The following is a 20,982-nucleotide window of genomic DNA, read 5'->3' as shown; positions in this document are numbered from 1 at the left end:
ATGCTATTTCAATAAATCCGCACACTTGTCGCGCAGGAAATCGCGTAACTGCAGCACCAACGGGGTCAGCTGTGTGCGGTGCATGCACACCAGGTGCAAGGGCGTGGCCTCGCCCGCCACCTCGGGCAGCAGCACGTGCAGGCGGCCGGCCGCCACGTCGCCCGCCACGTCGAGCCGCGATTTATAGGCGATGCCCAGCCCGGCCACGGCCCAGCGGCGCACCAGGTCGGCGTCGTCCGCACTGCGGTTGCCGCTCACTTGCACCGCGACTTGCTCGCGCTGCGGCAGGCGGTAAAAAGTCCAGCGGTCGTGCAAGCCGTCTTCCAGCGCAAAGCGCAGGCAATTGTGCTGCGACAAGTCTTGCAACGCCAGCAACGGTCCATGCTCGCGCAGGTAGGCGGGCGACGCCACCAGCACTCTGTCGTTGGCGGGCGCGATCGGCATGGCGACCATGCTCGAATCGTCTTGCTGGCCATAGCGGATGGCCACGTCGACTTGCTGGCGCACCATGTCGGCCACCCGGTCGCTGGCGCTGAGCTGGTAGTGCAGCTTCGGGTGGCGCGACTGGAACTCGTCCAGCCAGCCCAGCAGCAGGTTGCGGCCCAGGTCGGATGGCATGGCAATTTTCAAGGTTCCGCCGAAACTGTCCTTGCCCGCCAGCAGAGCATCATGGCCCGCGCGCAACAGGCGCAAGGCTTCGCGCGCGTGCTCCAGGTATTGCGTGCCTTCCGGCGTCAGGCTCAGCGAACGGGTCGTGCGGGCCAGCAGGCGCAGGCCCAGTTCCCCTTCCAGGCGCTTGACGGCGGCGCTGGCCAGCGCGGGCGAAATGCCGAGCTCGCGCGCGGCCGCCGACAAGCTGCCCCGGTCGGCCGTGCGCACAAATACCTGCAAGTCATCGAGTCGCAGCAATTTTCAGCATTCCCTTGAAAGTGTTTCGGTACGCGCCCTCTTTTTCGCTGGCGAGAAAATGGCCATGATACGTCAAACCCATATGGCCACGCCCACAATGTTGTCGGATGACGGTCCTTCGGACCTCATCCGCCCCACCCGACTCCATCACTGTTTTAGCAAAGGAAGAACATGAAAGCCATCGCCTACCGCCACAGCCTGCCCATCACCGATGCCGACGCCCTGCTCGACATCGAGCTGCCCGTGCCCGTCGCCACGGGGCGCGACCTGCTCGTCGCCGTCAAGGCCATCTCCGTCAATCCCGTCGACGCCAAGGTGCGCAAGAACCGCGCGCCGAAAGACGGCCAGCCCGAAGTGCTGGGCTGGGATGCGGCCGGCGTCGTCACCGCCGTCGGCCCCGACGTCACCCTGTTCCAGGTGGGAGACAAGGTTTGGTACGCGGGCGCCATCAACCGCCCCGGCAGCAACAGCGAATTTCAACTGGTCGACGAGCGCATCGTCGGCCACATGCCGGCCAGCCTGGACTTTGCTCCGGCCGCCGCCCTGCCGCTCACGGCCATTACAGCCTGGGAATTGCTGTTCGACCGCCTGCAGCTCAGCCGCGACAAGAGCCTGACGGGCAAGTCGCTGCTCGTGATCGGCGCGGCCGGCGGCGTCGGTTCCGTACTGGTGCAGCTGGCGCGGCAGTTGACAGGCGTCACCATCATCGGCACGGCGTCGCGCGCGGAAACGGCCGACTGGGTCAAGCAACTGGGCGCGCACCACGTGATCGACCACAGCCTGCCGCTGGCGGGGGAAATCACGCGCCTGGGCTTGCCGCCCGTCGATTATGTGATCAGCCTGAACCAGACCGACCAGCATTTCGAGCAAATCGTCGAACTGATCGCGCCGCAGGGAAAATTTGCCCTGATCGACGATCCCGAGCACATCGACGTGCGCAAGTTCAAGGGCAAGAGCGTGTCCTTGCACTGGGAACTGATGTTTACCCGTTCGCTGTTCCAGACGGACGACATGGTCCAGCAGCATGTTTTGCTCGAGGAACTGGCGCGGCTGGTGGACGCGGCCGTCATCAGGACCACCGTGGCCGAGCGCTTCGGCACGATCAATGCGGCGAATTTGAAGCGCGCGCATGCCCTGCTGGAGAGCAACATGGCCAAAGGCAAGATCGTCCTTGAAGGGTTCTAAACTCAGGTAATCAGGATGGCCCGGAAATCATTGACATTCGTCAAGGTCGGGCCAGTCACCACGGAATCTCCCAGCGCCTGGAAGAAGCCGTGGCCATCGTTGTTATCGAGGCTGTCGCGGGGCTTCATGCCCAGCGCCCAGGCACGCTGCAGGGTGTCGGGCGCCAGATACGCGCCGGCGATCTCTTCCTGGCCGTCGACGCCATCCGTGTCGCCGGCCAGCGCGTGGATGCCCGCTTGTCCTTCCAGCGCGATGCCCAGCGCCAGCAAAAATTCCACATTGCGCCCGCCGCGGCCGGTGCCGCGCACGGTGACCGTCGTTTCGCCGCCCGACAGCAGCACGCAGGGGGCGGGAAACGGCTGTCCCCGCACCGCCGCTTGCAGCGCGATGCCGGCCATGACCTTGCCCACGTCGCGCGCCTCGCCTTCCAGGCTGTCGCCCAGGATATACGGCGTGACGCCGGCCGCGCGCGCCACGGCGGCCGCCGCTTCGAGCGCCATCTGCGGCGTGGCGACCAGGGTCGTGCGCGTGCGCGCCAGGCGCGGGTCGCCGGGCTTGACGGATTCGCCGCGCCCGCTTTCCAGCATTGCTCTTATGCTGTCCGGCAAGTCCATGCCATGGCGGCGCACGATGGCCAGCGCGTCCTCGCACGTCGTCGCGTCGGCCACCGTGGGGCCGGAGGCGATATCGCCGAGCTTGTCGCCAGGCACGTCGGAAATCGCCAGGGTCAGCACCTGGGCCGGATGGCAGGCGGCCGCCAGCCGCCCGCCCTTGATGGCGGACAAATGGCGGCGCACGCAATTCATTTCGCCGATGGTGGCGCCCGACGCCAGCAGCGCCCGGTTCAAGGCTTGCTTGTCTTCCAGGCTGATGCCGTCCAGCGGCAGGGCCAGCAGCGAGGAGCCGCCGCCCGAGATCAGGCACAGCACCGTGTCGTCCGCCTGCAAGTTGGCGACCAGGTCGAGCATGCGGCGCGCCGCCGCCATGCCGGCCGCATCCGGCACCGGGTGCGACGCTTCGACGATTTCGATGCGCTCGCAGGGCACGGCATAGCCGTAGCGCGTGACGACGAGCCCGGACAGCGGTCCCGGCCAGTGCCGCTCCACGGCTTGCGCCATGGCGGCCGAGGCCTTGCCGGCGCCGATGACGATCAAGCGTCCCTGGGGCGCGGGCGGCAGATGGGGCGGTATGCAGTGCGATGGCTGGGCCGCTGCGATGGCGGCGTCGAACATGGCTTGCAGCAAGGCGCGCGGCGCTGGGGGCGTCGTCATGGTGTCTCCTCCGGTATCCGAACCCGATCATAGCAGGGACGGCGCCGCCCGGCGGCTACAATGGCGGCTTGATCACGAACAGGAATGCCATGAACGACGCCATCGAATGGACCAGCCTGGCCCGCAGCTTCGGGCTGTTTGCCGTCACGGCCGTGGCCGAACTGCTGGGCTGCTACCTGCCCATGCTGTGGCTGAGCAACAAGGGCAGCGCCTGGCTGCTGTTGCCGGCCGTCCTCAGCCTCTTGATCTTCGTCTGGCTGCTGACCCTGCATCCAGCCGCCAGCGGCCGCGTCTACGCCACGTATGGCGCCATCTATATCGCCACGGCGCTGGGCTGGCTGTGGCTGGTGGACGGCGTCACGCCCGCCTGGAGCGACATCGCCGGCGTGGGCCTGGCCCTGGCCGGCGCCGCCGTCATCGCCATGGGGCATAAAACAGCTTGATTCGCCTCAAGCGGCATGCGCGCGGAAGTTGGTTTCCGCCGACCATGCCGCGCTGGCGCGGGCCAGCAAGACGGCTTCGCCATCGGCCAGCCAGTCGTCGGCGTCGGCGATCTTCCACATGGCTTGCAGCAGCTTGCGGCGCAGGTCCGGCTCATCGATTTCATCGAGCAGGCTGTCGATCACGCCATGGGCCAGCTGCACGGCGCCATGCACGGTCGAGGTCAGCATGTCGTCGCACAAGTCTTGCAGCAACTGTTGAAAGGCGGCGGGCGCCAAATCGATATGTTCGAGGATCTTACTGCCGTGCAAGGCCTGCAGTTCGGCGCTGTCCAGGTTGCCATCGACGATCATCATCAGGGCCAGGATGCGGCCCGCTGCCTGGGGGCTGTTCATTTCATAGGTACGCATGATTGTTCTTTCCATTATTGATTGAGAAATGCGCCCCCGCCGTGGCGGGGCGCGCGGTACAGCTTACTTTTTGCCGCGGGTGGCAAACACGCTGGCCAGGCAGCTTGCCGCGATCAGCACGAACACCACCAGCAGCGACGCTTCGACCGGCACGTGGAACCACGGCATGACCAGCATCTTGGCGCCGATGAACACCAGCACCATCGCCAGGCCATACTTGAGCAGATGGAAGCGGTCAGCCACGTCCACCAGCAGGAAATACAGTGCCCGCAAGCCCATGATGGCGAACAGGTTCGAGGTGAAGACGATGAACGGGTCCGTCGTGATGGCGAAAATCGCCGGGATCGAGTCGACCGCGAAGACCAGGTCCGTCACCTCGATCAGGATCAGCACGAGGAACAGCGGCGTGACATAGCGCAAACCGCCCTTGACGACCGTAAAGCGTTCGCCGTGGTCGCCGTCGGCCACCCGCAGGTGGCGGCGGGCAAAGCGCAGCACCGGGTTGTTCGCCACGTCCGGCTCGGCGTCGGCCGCCACCAGCATGCGGAAACCCGTGACCAGCAGGAAGGCGCCGAACAGGTACAGCACCCAGCTGAACTCGCTCACCACCCAGGCGCCGGCCATGATCATCACGGCGCGCATGACGATCGCGCCCAGCACGCCGTAGACCAGGACCCGGCGCTGGTACTGCGGCGGCACCTGGAAGGCGCCAAAGATCAGCAGGAACACGAACACGTTATCGACCGACAGCGCTTTCTCGATCAGGTAGCCGGAGAAAAACTCCAGCGCCTTCTGGTTGGCGATCTCGGGGCCGGCCGTGCCGTTCAGGTACCACCACAGGCCGCCGTTGAACAGCAGGGCCAGGCTGACCCACACGAGCGACCACGTCGCCGCTTCCTTGACGCTGACCTTGTGCGCCTTGTTGCCGCCAAAGACGAACAAATCGAGCGCCAGCATCAGCAGGACAAAGGCGATGAAGCCGGCCCACATGGGCGCCGTTGCAATGCTCTCCAGGCCGTTCATCGGCGGCCTCCGCTACTGCTTCTATCTCTACGCCAGCACATGGTGTCTCTCCTTGCATGAATGAGCAGTCATCATAGGCGCAATTGAAACATCGAACAAATCGAATATAATGAATAAATACATCGAAAAACTCGATATATTAACCAAGGATCGACGATGTCCACGCTCAACTTCAAGCACTTGCGCTATTTCTGGATGGTGGCCAAGACGGGCAGCATCGCCCGCGCGGCCGAGCAGCTGCACCTGACGCCGCAATCGATTTCCGGCCAGCTCAGCGACTTTGCCGAGACCCTGGGCGTGGAACTGTTCCGTCGCAGCGGGCGCAAGCTGGAATTGACGGAGACGGGCAGGCGCATCCTCAGCCATGCGGAAGAGATCTTCAGCACCGGCGACGAATTGCTGGAAATCGTGCGCGACCAGTCGCGCACGGCGACGACGACGTTTCGCGTGGGCTGCGCCGATTCCGTATCGAAACTGATCGCCTGCCGCCTGGTCGAACCGGCGCTGGGCCTGGCCGAACCGCTGCGCATGATCTGCCGCGAAGGCCGGCTGGCCAGCCTGCTGGCGGACCTGGCCGTGCACCGGCTGGACCTGATCATCGCCGACCGCCCCATGCCGTCCCACTTGAGCGTGCGCGGCTACAACCATTTGCTGGGCGAAAGCGGCATGACCCTGTTCGGCACGCCGGCGCTGGCCGCCACGCTGGAAGGCGGCTTTCCCCGCTGCCTCGATGGCGCCCCGCTGCTGCTGCCGGGCGAGGACTTCGCCATCTACGGCCGCCTGCTGCAGTGGCTGGGCGAGCACAATCTGCACCCGCGCATCGTGGGCGAATTCGACGACAGCGCCATGATGCAGGCGTTTGGCCAGTCCGGCGCCGGCCTGTTCTTCGCCCCCACCGTGATCGCGCCCCAGGTGTGCGAACAGCATGGCGTGGTGGCGCTGGGCCGAGTCGACAGCCTCGTCGAGCAAGTGTATGCGATCACCACGGAGCGCCGTTTGAGCCACCCGGCCACCGTCGCCATCAGCCAGAGCGCGCGCCACGAGCTGTTCGTGTAGCAGTTACACAACTGACGTCCCACCATTAAAACCCCGCAAATACATTTGAACAAATACATCTATATAATGGCACTCCTCCCCGACGCCTTGCGCGCCCCTTCCTGGACTTGCCGCAATGAAGCACTTGCACGACATCCCCTCTGCCTTCAAGCATGAATTTGCCAACCCGCGCCTGTGGTGGTCGCGCGCCGTCGTCGTCGGCATGGCTGCCGTCGCGGGCCTCGTCGTCGTCGGCTTTACGTGGCTGGCGGAAACAGCGCTCGACTGTTTTCTCTTTTTTAACGGCAAGGCCTGGTGGTTCGCCCTGCTGTGGACGCCCGCTTGCGCCGCCCTGCTCGTCTGGCTGACGCGCCGCTATGCCATGGGCGCGGCCGGTTCCGGCATTCCCCAGGTGATGGCCGCGCTGGACCCGGCCGTGGCGCCCGAGCAGCGCTCGCTGTTTGTTTCATTAAAACTCAGCGCCGCGAAGATAGTCCTGACGGCGGGCGGCTTGCTGGGGGGATTGTCGCTGGGGCGCGAAGGGCCGTCCGTGCAGATCGCCGCCGGCGTGATGCTGGCCGCGCGACGCTGGCTGCCGCGCCATGCGCAGGTGAGCGCCCATTCGCTGCTGGTGGCCGGCGGCGCGGCCGGCATCGCGGCCGCCTTCAACACGCCGCTGGCCGGCGTCATGTTTGCCATCGAAGAACTGTCGCGCTCGCCCGAGCAGCGCAACAGCGGCCTCATCGTCGCCGGCATCGTGCTGGCCGGCATGATGGCCGTCTCGATCCACGGCAACGCCACCCACTTCGGCATCATCCACCCCGGTCCCATCGGCCTGGCGCTGGCCCTGCCAGGTTTACTGGTCACGTTGGTGGCGGGCGTGGCCGGCGGCCTGTTTGCCCGCCTGCTATTGGCCTGCGCCCGGGGCAATCCGCTGGGCAGACTGTCCGCGTGGAGAACCGGCCGGCCCGTGCTGTTTGCCGCCGTCTGCGGTTTGCTGGTGGCGGCCATCGGCATCGCCAGCCACGGCGCCACGTTCGGCAGCGGCACCGTGGCCACGCGCGCCATGCTCGAAGGCTCCAGCGACGCGGCACCGGCCTTTGTGGCCTTCAAATATGTGGCGACGTGGCTGACCGTGTGGTCGGGCGTGCCGGCCGGCATCTTCGCCCCATCCTTGGCCATCGGCGCCGGCATCGGACATGACATTGCGCAACTGCTGCACTACCCGCACGCGCCCGCCCTGATCGCGCTGGGCATGGTCGGCTTCCTGGCCGCCGCCACGCAGGCGCCGCTGACGGCGTTCATTATTGTCATGGAAATGGTCGACGGCCACGGCATGGTGCTCAGCCTGATGGCCTGCGCCGTGGTGGCCAGCACCGTGTCGCGCGTGCTCAGCGAACCGCTGTACGGGGCGCTGGCCCAGCTGCAGCTGCAGCGGCTGCCGGCGCCGCCGAACTAGAAATGGCTGCAGGGGCGCAGCAGGCGGCCGTCCTGCCATGCGCAGACGGTGCGCGTGCCGTCCTCGGCCCAGCGGCGCTCCAGGCCGTGCTTGCGCCCGTCGACATACTCCGCGGCATGCAGCGGCGTGCCATCGTCGCGCCAGCTTTGCGTGCTCAGCATGACGCCCTCCTCGAACAGGGTTTTCTGGTCCAGCTGGCCATTCGCGAAATACAGCAGCGACCAGCCCTGCGGCTTGCCATGCAGGTAATTGAGGCGCGACTTTTCACGGCCGTCCGGCCACCAGGCCTGGTGCAGGCCGTTGCGCTGGCCGTCCAGATACGGTCCGCGCTCGGCCAGCCGGCCATTCGGATGAAACGCTTCCGCCTGGCCCGCCAGCACGCCATCGGCAAAATGCGCGTGGTTGCTGATCTGGCCATGCTCGTCAAAGCTCAGGTATTCGCCATCGGCGGGCTGGCCCGCGTGGTACGACAGTTCATGACTCAGCTGGCCATTCGCATGGTAGTGGCTGTGCAAACCCTCGAATTCGCCGTCGCGGTAAGCCTTGCGGCTTTTTACCGTGCCGTCCGCATACCAGGCGACGCTCACGCCGTCGAAATCGCCCTCGCCGTTGCGCTCTTCCAGCAGGGCCGGCTGGCCATCGGCGAAATACACGCTGCGCTGGTAGGCGTAGCTGGGCGACTCCGGGTCCGGGCCGCGCAGCCAGGCATCCATGTGCAGCTTGCCTGGCGGCTGCGCAAAGTGCAGCTGCCAATGCCAGGCCTGGCGGGCCGCATCGTGGCGCAGCGGCGCGCGCTGCTCGTACATGGCCGCCGCGCGCTCCGCCGGCTGGTAGTCCGCGTCGAAATAGCGCGAGGCGGGCGACTCGCCAGCGGCGGCTTGCGGCGCTTCGGACGGCCGGGCCGGGGCGGCCATGGAAAGGGATGAACCGGCCAGGACGGTAGCCAGCAAAATGGAAATGACTGTCTTCAATGCATGCTTTCATCAACGGCGGGACAGCGCCGATGATAAGGGCAAGCGCGGCGCTCAAGCCACACGCTTGCCCCATGATTACATGGTGAACGGAAACGGCTGCATGCCCGCCTGCCTGTCGTCGAGGGTGACGACGGCCAGCAAGGCGCTCAAGCCCTGGTTCAGCTGCGCCAGGCTGTCCGCGTCCAGCTGGGCCAGCGCGCTGGGCAGCAAGCCCCGCGCCGGTTGCGGCGCGGCCCCGATCACGGCCTGGCCCTCTGCCGTCAGGGTAAGCGTGACGACGCGCTGATCGGGCTGGTCGCGCGCCTTGCGCACATAGGTTTTTTTCACCAGCGCATCGACCAGGTTGCTGGCCGTCGTCTGGTGGATGGACATCCTGGCGGCCAGTTCGCCCATGCGCAAACCGGGCCGTTCGAGCAATTCCTGCATCACCCATAATTGGGCGCCCGACACGCCGCACTGTTTCTCGATCTGCGCCGAGTGCCGCTGCGCCGCGCGCATCACCACGCGCATGCTTTGCAGGGCCTGACTTTGCGCCTTGGCCACCGCCGATGCCTCCCGTTCCACCACCATTGCCTCCAGTTATCAGATCCGGCATCGCGCCTGCTGGCGGACCGGAATCCCTGCATGATACCTGCAAAGGCGGGCGGCTCCTAGCGCATGGGCACTGGCTCTCCAGCCTGCCACGCCTGTTCCAGCACCAGCTTGCCGGCCTGGTCCCACTGGCGCTCGATGCCGTGCTTCTTGCCGTGTTCATACGGCACGATCTGCCGCAGGCTGCCGTCGCCGTACCAGGTCTGCAGCAAGCCGTGGCGCTGGCCTTCGACAAACGGCGTCACGCTGGCGCGCACGCCGTTGGCATGCCAGTCGCTCGTGTCGCCATGGTCGCGTCCCTGCGCGTCTTTCTGCCACGCAAAATTGGGCCGGCCATTCGGACCCCACGTTTGCAAGCTGAGCACGGCACCTTTCTGGTACAGCGTCTTGTTCGACACGACGCCATTGCCATGGCTTTCAAACGACCAGCCGTCGGGCTGGCCATGCACCCAGACGGTCCTGGCCAGCACCTTGCCGTCCTCGGCATACATGACGAACTCGCCCTCGCGCTGGCCAGCGACGTGCCGTCCCCTTCGGAACAGCTTGCCGTCCGGATAAAACGATTCCTCCAGGCCATCCATCTGGCCATTGCGCCGATACGAGCGGTTGCTGACGGCGCCATTCGCGCCATACGACACTTGCTCGCCATCGGCCATCTCGTCGCCGTGGTACACGGTGCGGCTCATCAGCTGGCCGTTCTCGTGATAGGTTTCCGAGATGCTGTCGCGTCCGTTCGGCAGCGCCGTCACTCTTTGCTTGACCTGGCCATTCTCGAAGTACACGCTGCCGCCCAGCAGCTCCTCGCCCTGGGCATTGAAATAGGTTTCGCGCAGCAGCTGGCCATTTTCGTAGTAATACTTGCGAAAACGCACAAACTTGATCTGGCTCAGGTCCAGGTCCGTGGCATAGGTTTCAAAGGCCAGCACGCCCGGCGTGTCGGGAAATTCGAGCCGCACATGCCAGGCGCCCAGCGCCTCGTCGCGCACGGGCGGCGTGCGCAGCGCATAGGCGGCGCGGCGCTGATTGCTGGGCATGAAATTTTCATCCAGATACATGGTGTGCTCTTCCTCCTGCAAGGTTGGCGTTGGCGTTGGCGTTGGCGCCGCCGGCTGTTCCTGCGCCGCCAGCGGCAAGGCCAGGGCCATGCCCAGCAGGGCGGCCAGCGGCCAGCGCATCGTCTGTTGCATCCTCATGTTGCTCCATTGTTCATATTTCTTTGCGGCCACTATCATAAAGGCAAGCGCCGTTCGCCATGGGCACGATTGCCGCCCCCACAATAAAAAACCGGGACCGGACCTGCTGGTCCGGCCCCGGTCCGGGGACATGCGCTGGCGCCCCCCATCAGCCCATGCCGTCCTTGACTGGCGACAACTGGCTCGCATGCAGCCGGGCATACGCGCCGCCCTGCCGCAGCAAGGCGGCATGGCTGCCCGACTCGACCAGGCGGCCGCCCTGCATGACGACGATGCGGTCGGCGCTTTCGATGGTGGACAATCTGTGGGCGATGACGATGGTGGTGCGGTTACGCATCAGCACTTCCAGCGCCGCCTGCACGGAGCGCTCCGATTCCGTATCCAGCGCGCTGGTCGCTTCGTCGAGCAGCAGAATCGGCGCATCCTTGTACAGGGCGCGGGCGATGGCCAGGCGCTGGCGTTGCCCGCCCGACAGGCGCGAACCGTTCTGCCCCGCCTGGGTCGCGTAGCCTTGCGGCAGCTGCATGATGAAATCGTGGGCGTAGGCGGCGCGCGCCGACGCTTCGATTCTGTCCTGGTCCGGGGCCGGGTCGCCATACGCGATATTCGCCGCCATCGTGTCGTTGAACAAAATCACATCCTGGCTGACGAGGGCGAACTGGCGCCGCAGGGCCAGCAAGGCGTAATCGCGCACATCGACGCCGTCGAGCAAAATCCGGCCGCCGCTGACGTCATAGAAGCGCGGCAGCAGGCCCAGCAAGGTCGTCTTGCCGCCGCCGGAGCCGCCCACCAGCGCCACCGTCTCGCCGGCGCGGATGTCGAGCGTGATATCGCTCAAGGCCGTGGGCGCATCGGGATCGTCGCTGTTGTAGCGGAAATGCACCTGTTGCAGCGACAGATTGCCCTGCACCGTGGCTGGCGCGGCCGTTCCCGCATCCGTTTCCAGCGGCGTGTCGATCAGGCCGAAGACGGATTCGGCCGCCGCCAGGCCGCGCTGCAGCGGCTCGTTGATCTTGGTCAAATTCTTGATCGGCGACTGCATGGCCATCAAGGCGCCCATGAAGGCAACGAAGGCGCCCGGCGTGATGGCGCCGCTTTGCGCGCGCAGCAGCGCGAAGTAAATCACGGACGACAGGGTAATGCCGACGAGCATCATGATGAAGGCGGAATTCATGGCCGAGGTGGCCGCATGCTTGACGGCCAGCTGGCGGTTGCGCTTGACCACGTTGACGAAGCGCGCCTGTTCATAGTCCTGGCCGCCGAAAATCTTCACCACGCGCTGCCCGGCGATGCTTTCGTCGAGTACCGAGGTCAGTTCGCCCACGGCTTGCTGCGCGCTCTTGCTCAGGTGGCGCATGCGCCGTCCCGCCAGGGTCACGACGATGGCCACGATGGGCATCGAGGCCATGCAGAACAGGGCCAGTTTGACGTCTATGCTGAACAGCAGCACTAGGTAGCCGATGGTGGCGACGGAATCGCGCACCATCACGTTGAGCACGTTCAAGCCCGCCTGCGACACCTGGCTGGCGTCGAACGCCACCCGCGACTGCGTCAGGCTGGTGGTGGTGGTGTCGAAGAAGCGGCTGGGCAGGCGCATGATGGTGGCGAACATCTGCTCGCGCAAGTCGGCCTGCACGCGGCTCGACAGCCACACGGAACCGTAGTCGCCGGCAAAGCTCGACACCATGCGCAGCACGGCCAGGCCCAGGATGGTGGCGGGAATCACCCACAAGTCCACCTGCCCCGCATGCGCGGGCAGGAAGCGGTCGACCCAGCCCTGCAGCATGCCCATCACGCCCGATGCGGACACGACCTGCTCGCTGGCCGTGGTACGCATGGCATCCACCACGTTTTGCAACTGGCGGATTAACAACACATCGGTAGCGGACGCGACGCCCACGGCCAGCAAGGTGCCGGCAACGATGGCGCCATAGCGGCGGAACTGGCCGGCCAGGCGGAAGAACAGGAGGCGACTTTGCTGCATGTAGATGGGAAAAAGAGAGAGGAAAGCGTGATTCTAACTCTTGTGTGCCATCCCGACGGGAAAGTCGTCGCTTGCGCGGAGGAAATCAGCGGCAAGGCCGTGCGCGCATGGCAACGGCCTTGCCGGCATGGCAAGCCGGCCGAGAATCAGGACTTCGCCACTTTCCACGCCTCGGCGCCCGCCTTGCACACCTTCAGCTTGAGCGTCTGCTCCTGGCCCTTGGCGGCCAGCGCCACCTGCACCTTGCGGCAGACCTGGGCATCGCTCTTTTGCGTGTCGCTGGCCGTGATCTCGGCGGCGATGCGCACGGAATTGCGCAAGCCTTCATTGCTCCATTGCACGGTTTCGCCATCCTTCTTGTCATTGAGCACGTCGGTGACGGCTTTCACGAAGACGGGCTTGTCGTTCTTGTTCAGGTAGGCCATCGGCGTGTCGGCCAGAAAACCCAGGCCGACGGCCGACGCGGAGGCGCACAGCACGGCGCTGCCGAGGATCAGGGCGGAAAACAGTGGTTTGGTAGGGATACGCATGGGGAACTCCTGGAAAGAAAGTAAATAAGCGACAATTGTACGGGCAAGCGGGCCTAGCCAGGGTCCGCAGGCGAAATACCTATTTTCAGCAAGGCATCGATGCTGGGCACGAAATAGATCGCCGACGACAGCGCCGTGGAAAAATCCAGCAGCCTGTCCGTCCTGGCGACGCCGTCGTCGCCCACGCCATACATTTGCCGCAGCATGCCCATGGTCACCGTGATGTCGCGGCAAAAACCGACAAACATGATGCCCGCCTCCGCCGCATTGGCGTAATTGGCATTGCGGCGCACGATATCGACTTCCTCGCCGTCGCGGATAAACTGGTTGCGGCCCACGTGGGAATCGACGGGCAGCGGCGACAATTCATGGCTGCCGGCCTTAGTGCGGCCCCACACCTGCTCGGCCGCGTGCACGGGCAAGGCGCGCAGGCGCTCCACGTCCATGCGCCATTTCTGCAGCAGCACGGTGGAGCCGCCCGCGCCCGCCTCGCCGTCCGGGATGATGGCCACGCCGTTGGCGCGGAACGGATGCGGATTGGCGACGCCATCGGCAAAGCCGTCGAAGGTCACATTGTTGTGATACGGAAAACACACCTGCTCGCTGGCCAGCTCGGCAAACGGGCTCAGCAAGGTGAGCGTCGTGCGCATGCTGTCGTACAGGGTGGCCGCGTTCGACTGCGTGATCCAGACCCATAAATCGTGCTGGGTGGCCGGCGCCGTCTTGCCGTTGGCGCCCACGAGATCCTGCGCGAACGATGCCATGTTGTCCGGCACGCCGCCCGGGCAGGCGGCGCGCCACAGCTCGGGCTTGAATCCCAGCACCACATTGGCCGTGCCGCCCGTCAACTGATGGTGGCGGTTCAAGGTGGGGTCCAGGATGCCCGTGACCCCGGATTCCCACAGTTTGCCCAGCACCCTGAACAGCTGCTCCGGTTCAACGCCGGCCTTCACCTTGAACTGCAAATGCACTTCGTCGCGCGCGACGACAGACAGCATGCTTTGTGGAATTGCCATGGCAGATGTTCCTTTTTCGTTTTCCAGGTGAATCTTAAACCAGAAGTGCCGGATGGCAGTTTCATTTAGGCAATATTCGATATTTGTAACTATAGGTCGTCATGAATTGGACGATAATGCAATGACGTAGAGCAAGAATCAAGAATGGATACCAAGGCATGAAATTGTATGAAAAGCTCGTCGGCGACATCGAGCAACTGGTCGCCCAGGGCGTGCTCTTGCCCGGCGAACGCATTCCCTCCGTACGCCAGACCAGCCAGCAGCACAAGCTGAGCATCACCACGGTGCTGCGCGCCTACGTCAAGCTGGAAGGCATGGGGGTGATCGAAAGCCGGCCCCAGTCCGGCTACTTCGTGCGGCCCCGCGCCGGCGATGCGCAGCCGGCCGACCTGTGCATGCAGGCATCCCAGCCGAGCACCGTGCCGGCCGAAGTGCACGTCAGCCGGCTGGTACTGTCGACCCTGCGCTCGATCGGCCTGCACGACGCCATCCCGCTGGGCTCGCCCTACCCCGATCCCGCGCTGTTTCCCTGGGAACGCATCAACCAGTATGCGAGTGCCGTGGCGCGCCGCAACCGCGACTGGAGCATGACGGACGACCTGCCGCCGGGCAATCCGCAACTGATACGCGAAATCGCCCGCCGCTACCTGGAAAACGGCCTGGCCGTCGATGCCGGTGAAATCATCGTCACCGTGGGCGCCACGGAAGCCATCAACCTGTGCCTGCAAGCCGTGGCCAGGCCGGGCGACACCATCGCCGTCGAATCGCCCACCTTCTATGCCATGCTGCTGGCCGTCGAACGGCTGGGCATGAAGGTGGTGGAAGTGTCCACCGATCCGTATGACGGCATCAGCATCGAGGCGCTGGCCGACATCATGGCCCGGCAAGCGATCGCCGCCGTCATGGTGATGCCGAACTTCCAGAATCCGCTGGGCTTCCAGATGTCGGACCAGCGCAAGCGGGCCCTGGTCCAGCTGCTGGAGCAGCACGACGTGCCCGCCATCGAAAACGGCGTCTACAACGAGCTGTATTACGGCGACGCCCACCCGTCCTCGCTCAAGTCCTACGACCGCAAGGGCCTGGTGCTGCACTGTTCCTCGTTTTCCAAGAGCCTCAGCGCCGCCCAGCGCGTGGGCTGGGCCCTGGCCGGACGCTACCGGGGCAAGGTGGAGGAACTCAAATTCCTCAACACGCTGACCACCTCGTCGTTCCCGCAGCTGGCCATCGCCGAATACCTGCAGAACGACGGCTACGAACAGCATCTGCGCCGCATCCGCAAGGCCTATGCCCAGCAGGCGCGCATCATGGCCGCCACCGTCCAGCGTTTCTTTCCTGCCGGCACCAAAGTCTCGCAACCACAAGGCGGCTACGTGCTGTGGGTGGAACTGCCCGGCAACGTGGACTCGATGCAGCTGTACCGGCGCGCGCTGGAATGCAAGATCACGGTGGGGCCGGGGCGCATGTTTTCCGTCAGCCAGGCCTACAAGCATTGCATCCGCCTCAACTACAGCTATCCGTGGAGCGCGGACGTGGAACAGGCGATCATCCTGCTGGGCAAACTGATCACCGAATTCCTGTAGACCACTCACCCGCCGACCAGCGACATGCGCACGGTGGGATATTGCTTGCGCTGGGGGCCGCCGGCCTGGGCCAGGGCGCCGCGCACTTCCGAGTAGCGGTCGCCACGGCGCTGCCAGTGCCGGCGCAGCACGGTTTCCAGCCCTTGCGGGCCTTGCGCAGGATCAAGCTGGGGCCGCAGGTCGAGGCCGTCGTGGGCGAACAAACAGGTAAACAGCTTGCCATCGGACGACACGCGCACCCTGCTGCAGTCGCCGCAGAACGGCTGCGACACGCTGGAAATGAAACCCACTTCACCGCCGCCATCGAGATAACGGTAGCGGCTGGCCGTCTCGTGCGAGATCGGCTTGCCTTCGCCCAGCGATACGAGGGGAAATTCTGCCGCGATCAGCGCCCGCGCCGCGTCCGACGTGACGACGTGCGTGCGCGACCAGGCGCCGATGCCGCCCACATCCATGAATTCGATCAGGCGCAGCACCACGCCCGTGTGGCGGAAATGGCGCGCCAGCGGCACGATCTGGCTGTCGTTGACGCCTTTCTGCACGACCATGTTGACCTTCACGGGATGCAAGCCGACGGCTTGCGCCACCTCAATCCCGTGCAGCACTTTCTCGACGGGAAAATCGACGCCATTCATGCGCTGGAAGATGCCCTTGTCCAGACTGTCGAGGCTGACGGTGACCCGCTCCAGGCCCGCCTCCTTCAGCGAACGCGCCTTGGCCGCCAGCAAGCTGCCATTCGTCGTCAGCGCGATGCGCACGGCGCGCCCGTCCGGCGTGGTGAGCCGCGCCAGGCGCTCGATCAGCCGTTCCAGGTTCTTGCGCAGCAGCGGCTCGCCGCCCGTGATGCGGATTTTATCGACGCCCAGGCGCACGAAGGCGCGCGCCATCGTTTCGATCTGCTCGAAGGACAGGCGCTCGCTCGATGGCAGGAACGGGTAATCGCCGGGGTACAGCTCGGCCGGCATGCAATAGGTGCAGCGGAAGTTGCACTGGTCGATGACGGAAATGCGCAAGTCCGTCAGGGGGCGGCCCAGCATGTCCACGCACGGTTCAATATGGTCTGGCTGCCGGAGTGCTGGCTGCCGATACAGGATGGTGTTCATTGTGCTTCCCCCTTGATGTGCATTCGTCAGGACGTAGCATAGGACGAATGAAGGGGTACAAGGAGGTACAGTCCGGCGCCGGGCGATAGAGTACAGATGCGGCTTTACTCTGCTGGCGGCGGCGCGAACACGCTGGCGCACAGTTGCGCGCCCGCCGCGCTCAAGAATGCGCTGCCGCCGCCGCTCTCCGCCGTGGCGACCACCACCAGGCCCGCGCTGGACAGCGCATTGAGCTGGCGCAGCAAAGTACTCATCTGTACCCCTGCCCGCTTGGCCAGCTTGGCCAGCGACCACGGCTTCTCGGGCGCCTCCTGCCGCGCCTGCCACAGCAGCGCCAGCAGCGCTATCAGTGCCGCGTCGATTCCTTCTTCCTCGTGCATGTTTTTCTCCTTGTTCACATCATAAATCACGGCCGGCGCCGGCGCGACCGGCATCGTCGTCTTGCCATCTGTACTCTGTTTTTTTGTCCGGAACTGTGCGCCTACGGGGCGGTCCGCCGCCCCTACCATGTGACTGTCCCATCGCATATCTTCAGGAGAGTCATCATGAGCAAGCCAAAGTCCGACGCGCGCATCGCGCCCTACACCCATGCCGCGGCCGGCTGGGGTGCCCTCAAATACGTGGCCATCAACCTGTTCAAGGAAAAAGTCAGCGCGGGCAATTACCGCTCGCTGTTCGAGCAAAACCAGCCCGACGGCTTCGACTGCCCCGGCTGCGCCTGGCCCGACCGCGAACACGCGTCGACGTTTGAATTCTGCGAAAACGGCGTCAAGGCCGTGGCCGCCGAATCGACGAGCAAGCGCGTGCGCCCTGAGTTTTTCCAGGAACACACGGTCACGGAATTGATGGAACAGTCGGACTATGATCTGGAACAACATGGCCGCTTGACGGACCCCATGGTGTACGACGCGGCCAGCGACAAATACCAGGCGATAGCCTGGGACGATGCGTACGCCCTGGTGGCGCACCATTTGCACGCGCTGGACGACCCGAACCAGGCCGCCTTCTACACGTCGGGCCGCGCCAGCAACGAAGCGGCCTTTTTGTATCAGCTGTTCGTGCGCGCCTACGGCACGAATAACTTCCCCGACTGCTCCAACCTGTGCCACGAAGCGACGAGCCGCGGCTTGCCGGAAACGGTCGGCATCGGCAAGGGCACGGTGCTGCTCGACGACTTCGAGCATGCGGATACCCTGCTGCTGTTCGGCCAGAACCCGGCCACCAACCACCCGCGCATGCTCGGCGAATTGCGCGAAGCGTCGCGCCGCGGCGCCACCATCGTCTCCATCAACCCGCTGCACGAACGGGGCCTGGAGCGCTTCACCAGCCCCCAGCATCCGCTGGAAATGCTGACGGGCGGCAGCACGAACATTTGCTCGCTGTTCATCTGCCCGACACTGGGCGGCGACTTTGCGCTGATCAAGGCCATGGCCAAGCGCGTCGTCGAGCTCGATGACGAGGCCATCGCCCACGGCCAGGAGCGCGTGCTCGACTGCACCTTCATCGCCGAGCACACGAGCGGCTTCGACACCTTCGCGGCCGACCTGCGCGCCGAAAGCTGGGACTTGCTGCTGGCCGAATCGGGCGTGGCGCGCGACAAGATCGAAGAGTTGACGCAGATCTATGTGAAGGGCAAGGCCGTCATCGCCACCTGGGGCATGGGCGTGACGCAGCACAAGAATTCGCTGGCCACCGTGCAAATCCTGTCGAACTTGATGATGATGCGCGGCAACATCGGCAAGCGCGGCGCGGGCCTGTGCCCCGTGCGCGGCCACTCGAACGTGCAGGGCGATCGCACCATGGGCATCGAGGAACAGCCGAGCAAGGAATTCCTCGACCGCCTGGGCCTGGTGTTCGGTTTTGAACCGCCGCGCCACCACGGCTACGACGCCGTGGGCACGATCGAGGCCATGCTGGAAAAGAAGGTCAAAGTGTTTGTCGCCCTCGGTGGCAATTTCTCGATGGCCACGCCGGACACGCCGCGCACTTGGGACGCGCTGCGGTCGTGCGACCTGACGGTCCACATCGCCACCAAGCTCAACCGCAGCCATCTCGTGCACGGCAAGGATGCGCTGATTTTGCCCACCTTGGGCCGCACGGAAATCGACGTGCAGCAAGGCGTGGCGCAAGGCGTGACGGTGGAAGACTCGATGAGCATGGTGCACATCTCGTTCGGCATGAACCAGCCCGCCTCGCCCAATCTGCGCTCGGAAATCGCCATCGTGGCCGGCATGGCGCAAGCGACCGTGGGCAGCGAAAAGATCGACTGGCTGCGCTATGCCGGCAACTATGCGCTGCTGCGCGATTCCATCGAGCAAGTTTTTGACGACTTTTTCGACTACAACTTGCGCGTGGCCAAACCGGGCGGTTTCCACCTGGAAATTGCCTCGCGCGAAAGAGTGTGGAAGACGCCGAGCGGCAAGGCGCAATTCCTCGTCAACGCCGTCGAGCTCGACACGCCGATCCACCGCGCGCGCCAGCAATATGGCGAGCGCCTGATGGTGCTGATGACCACGCGTTCGCACGACCAGTACAACACGACGATCTACGCCATGGACGACCGCTACCGTGGCGTCTTCGGCCAGCGCCGCGTCGTTTTCATCAACAAGGACGACCTGGCCATGCTGGGCTTTGCGGCCGGCGACTGGGTTGACCTGATCGGCGTGTGGCATGACGGCATAGCACGCCGCGCCGACCGCTTCCTGCTGGTCGAGTACGACATCCCGCGCGGCTGCATCGGCGCCTATTACCCGGAAACCAATCCGCTGGTGCCGCTGGGCAGCGTGGGCCACGGTTCGCGCACGCCGACCTTCAAATCCATCCCCGTGCTGCTGGCGCCTTCGGCCGCCCTCAGTTGATCAGGAGAACGCCATGTTCGGTTTCGATACCCTGGACCTGTCGCGCGCGCAATTTGCGATGACGGCCATCTTCCACATCCTGTGGCCCATATTGACGATCAGCCTGTCGCTGTTTTTGTTCGTCGTCGAGGCGCTGTGGCTGCGCACCAGCGACCCCGTCTACTACCGCCACGCGCGCTTCTGGAGCAAGTTGCTGGTGCTCAACTTCGCCGTCGGTGTCGTCAGCGGGATTCCCCTGGAATTCCAGTTCGGCACCAACTGGGCACCGTTCTCGCACCATTCGGGCCAGTTCATCGGCAACATCCTCGGTTTCGAGGGCGCCATGGCCTTCATGCTGGAAGCGGGCTTCATCGGCGTCATGATGTTCGGCTGGGGCCGCGTACCGAAGGGCGTGCACCTGTTTGCCACCGGCATGGTGGCGCTGGGGTCGAGCATTTCCTCGTTCTGGATCATGGTCGCCAATTCCTGGATGCAGACGCCGGCCGGCGTGCGCGTGCTTGACGGCAAGATCATCGTCACCGATTACGTGGCCGCCATCTTCAATCCCGACATGGCCTGGGCCGTGGGCCATATGTGGGTGGCCGCCGTGGAAACGGGCTTGATCGTCATCGCCGGCATTTCCGCCTGGTATATGTTCAAGCGCCGCGAACCGGCCTTCTTCGCCCGCTCGTTCAAGCTGGCGCTGATGCTGCTGCTGGTGATTGCTCCGTTGCAAGTGTGGCTCGGCGATTCGAGCGGCGTCGACGTCTTCAAGACCCAGCCCGCCAAGGGCGCGGCCATCGAAGGCCATTGGCACACGAATCGCGATGGCGAGGGGGCGGCCTGGTCCCTGCTGGCCTGGCCCAACCAGGCAGAGCAAAAGAATGACTGGTCCGTCGAAGTGCCCGGCATGCTCAGCGTGATCGCCACGCATAGCGCCACGGGCAAGATCACGGGCCTGGCCGACATCGCCCGCGCAGACCAGCCGCCCATGCTGCCGCTGCTGTACTACGCGTTTCGCGCCATGGCCGGCATCGGCATGTGGTTCGTGCTGCTGGCGTTCTGGACCTTCGTGGCCTGGCGCAAGGCGGGCGCACGGGTGGATGCGTTTTTGCGCCAGCGCAAGCTGCTGCTGGCCTGGGTGCTGACGATACCGCTGCCCTACATCGCCGTCGAGTGCGGCTGGATCGTGCGCGAAGTGGGACGCCAGCCGTGGGTCGTGTACGGCTTGCTGCGCACGCGCGACACCGTTTCCGACGTGGCGGCCCATGCCGTGGCCGGCAGCATGCTGATGTTCTTCGTGTTTTACATCGTGCTGTTCGTCACCTTCTTTGTATTTGCCAAGAAATGGCTGCAGCAAGGCCCCGATGTGGCGCTGCCGCTGCCGGACGCCGCCCATGCCGCGGGGTACTGAAATGCGCCGCTATCTGACTAGGAGTTT

19 protein-coding genes are annotated in these 20,982 nt (G+C 64.9%); 7 read left to right on the top strand and 12 right to left on the bottom strand.

What is annotated here, in order from left to right; all coding sequences use genetic code 11:
• Positions 1 to 3 precede the first annotated feature (3 nt).
• Positions 4 to 909 (bottom strand): LysR family transcriptional regulator, encoded by a 906-nt coding sequence (locus AC3RCJ_RS09675; protein ID WP_492960825.1) that lies wholly within the window; start codon positions 907 to 909, stop codon positions 4 to 6.
• Between the two features lie 171 nt (positions 910 to 1,080).
• Here AC3RCJ_RS09675 and AC3RCJ_RS09670 point away from each other — a divergent pair, with 171 nt between their 5' ends.
• Complete coding sequence (locus tag AC3RCJ_RS09670) at positions 1,081 to 2,094, top strand: zinc-binding alcohol dehydrogenase family protein (RefSeq protein WP_492960823.1); 1,014 nt, start codon at positions 1,081 to 1,083, stop codon at positions 2,092 to 2,094.
• A gap of 2 nt (positions 2,095 to 2,096) precedes the next feature.
• Here the strand turns inward: AC3RCJ_RS09670 and AC3RCJ_RS09665 are convergent, their stop codons facing one another.
• A complete protein-coding gene (locus AC3RCJ_RS09665; RefSeq protein WP_492960821.1) occupies positions 2,097 to 3,365 on the bottom strand; it encodes a glycerate kinase type-2 family protein in 1,269 nt (422 codons plus the stop codon).
• A gap of 89 nt (positions 3,366 to 3,454) precedes the next feature.
• Between AC3RCJ_RS09665 and AC3RCJ_RS09660 the strand changes: the two genes are divergently transcribed.
• Positions 3,455 to 3,808, top strand: coding sequence for a YnfA family protein (locus AC3RCJ_RS09660; protein ID WP_492960819.1), 354 nt, complete (start codon positions 3,455 to 3,457; stop codon positions 3,806 to 3,808).
• Positions 3,809 to 3,814: 6 nt separating this feature from the next.
• On the opposite strand, the gene AC3RCJ_RS09655 is transcribed toward AC3RCJ_RS09660, so the two are convergent.
• On the bottom strand, positions 3,815 to 4,216 hold the full coding sequence (locus AC3RCJ_RS09655; RefSeq protein WP_492960817.1) for a tellurite resistance TerB family protein: 402 nt from the start codon (positions 4,214 to 4,216) through the stop codon (positions 3,815 to 3,817).
• A gap of 63 nt (positions 4,217 to 4,279) precedes the next feature.
• Complete coding sequence (locus AC3RCJ_RS09650) at positions 4,280 to 5,239, bottom strand: TerC family protein (RefSeq protein WP_492960815.1); 960 nt, start codon at positions 5,237 to 5,239, stop codon at positions 4,280 to 4,282.
• Between the two features lie 156 nt (positions 5,240 to 5,395).
• On the opposite strand from AC3RCJ_RS09650, the gene nhaR reads away from it, so the two are divergent.
• Together nhaR and AC3RCJ_RS09640 are read left to right on the top strand one after the other, a co-directional pair.
• Positions 5,396 to 6,295 (top strand): transcriptional activator NhaR, encoded by a 900-nt coding sequence (nhaR, locus tag AC3RCJ_RS09645; protein WP_492960813.1) that lies wholly within the window; start codon positions 5,396 to 5,398, stop codon positions 6,293 to 6,295.
• Positions 6,296 to 6,410: 115 nt separating this feature from the next.
• The gene (locus AC3RCJ_RS09640) at positions 6,411 to 7,733 is read left to right on the top strand and encodes a chloride channel protein (RefSeq protein WP_492960811.1); all 1,323 of its coding nucleotides are present in this window, start codon (positions 6,411 to 6,413) and stop codon (positions 7,731 to 7,733) included.
• Here AC3RCJ_RS09640 and AC3RCJ_RS09635 read toward each other — a convergent pair.
• The 6 genes from AC3RCJ_RS09635 to AC3RCJ_RS09610 all read right to left on the bottom strand — a co-directional run bounded on the left by AC3RCJ_RS09635 (position 7,730) and on the right by AC3RCJ_RS09610 (position 14,021).
• A complete protein-coding gene (locus tag AC3RCJ_RS09635) occupies positions 7,730 to 8,704 on the bottom strand; it encodes a toxin-antitoxin system YwqK family antitoxin (protein ID WP_492960809.1) in 975 nt (324 codons plus the stop codon). The two genes, AC3RCJ_RS09640 and AC3RCJ_RS09635, sit on opposite strands and share 4 nt — an antisense overlap.
• A gap of 78 nt (positions 8,705 to 8,782) precedes the next feature.
• The gene (locus AC3RCJ_RS09630) at positions 8,783 to 9,277 is read right to left on the bottom strand and encodes a MarR family winged helix-turn-helix transcriptional regulator (RefSeq protein WP_492960807.1); all 495 of its coding nucleotides are present in this window, start codon (positions 9,275 to 9,277) and stop codon (positions 8,783 to 8,785) included.
• An 80-nt stretch (positions 9,278 to 9,357) separates the two neighbouring features.
• The gene (locus AC3RCJ_RS09625) at positions 9,358 to 10,491 is read right to left on the bottom strand and encodes a toxin-antitoxin system YwqK family antitoxin (protein WP_492960805.1); all 1,134 of its coding nucleotides are present in this window, start codon (positions 10,489 to 10,491) and stop codon (positions 9,358 to 9,360) included.
• 148 nt (positions 10,492 to 10,639) lie between these two features.
• Entirely contained in the window at positions 10,640 to 12,475 is a 1,836-nt protein-coding gene (msbA, locus tag AC3RCJ_RS09620; RefSeq protein ID WP_492960803.1) for a lipid A export permease/ATP-binding protein MsbA, read from the bottom strand.
• A 146-nt stretch (positions 12,476 to 12,621) separates the two neighbouring features.
• Complete coding sequence (locus AC3RCJ_RS09615; protein ID WP_492960801.1) at positions 12,622 to 13,005, bottom strand: RT0821/Lpp0805 family surface protein; 384 nt, start codon at positions 13,003 to 13,005, stop codon at positions 12,622 to 12,624.
• Positions 13,006 to 13,058: 53 nt separating this feature from the next.
• Positions 13,059 to 14,021, bottom strand: a complete 963-nt coding sequence (locus AC3RCJ_RS09610) for a Dyp-type peroxidase (protein ID WP_492960799.1) — start codon at positions 14,019 to 14,021, stop codon at positions 13,059 to 13,061.
• A 158-nt stretch (positions 14,022 to 14,179) separates the two neighbouring features.
• Between AC3RCJ_RS09610 and AC3RCJ_RS09605 the strand changes: the two genes are divergently transcribed.
• Positions 14,180 to 15,601, top strand: coding sequence for an aminotransferase-like domain-containing protein (locus tag AC3RCJ_RS09605; protein WP_492960797.1), 1,422 nt, complete (start codon positions 14,180 to 14,182; stop codon positions 15,599 to 15,601).
• 5 nt (positions 15,602 to 15,606) lie between these two features.
• Here the strand turns inward: AC3RCJ_RS09605 and moaA are convergent, their stop codons facing one another.
• Positions 15,607 to 16,704, bottom strand: coding sequence for a GTP 3',8-cyclase MoaA (gene moaA, locus AC3RCJ_RS09600; protein ID WP_492960795.1), 1,098 nt, complete (start codon positions 16,702 to 16,704; stop codon positions 15,607 to 15,609).
• Between the two features lie 104 nt (positions 16,705 to 16,808).
• A complete protein-coding gene (locus AC3RCJ_RS09595; RefSeq protein WP_492960793.1) occupies positions 16,809 to 17,084 on the bottom strand; it encodes a helix-turn-helix domain-containing protein in 276 nt (91 codons plus the stop codon).
• A 165-nt stretch (positions 17,085 to 17,249) separates the two neighbouring features.
• Here AC3RCJ_RS09595 and AC3RCJ_RS09590 point away from each other — a divergent pair, with 165 nt between their 5' ends.
• A complete protein-coding gene (locus tag AC3RCJ_RS09590; RefSeq protein ID WP_492960791.1) occupies positions 17,250 to 19,562 on the top strand; it encodes an FdhF/YdeP family oxidoreductase in 2,313 nt (770 codons plus the stop codon).
• A 13-nt stretch (positions 19,563 to 19,575) separates the two neighbouring features.
• Positions 19,576 to 20,955 carry a cytochrome ubiquinol oxidase subunit I gene (locus AC3RCJ_RS09585; protein WP_492960789.1) on the top strand — a complete coding sequence of 460 codons (1,380 nt, stop codon included), beginning with the start codon at positions 19,576 to 19,578 and terminating at the stop codon, positions 20,953 to 20,955.
• The last annotated feature ends 27 nt before the right edge of the window (positions 20,956 to 20,982 follow it).

This window comes from Janthinobacterium sp. GW822-FHT07H11 (assembly GCF_058798615.1).
This window is presented reverse-complemented; position numbering and strand designations above follow the sequence as displayed.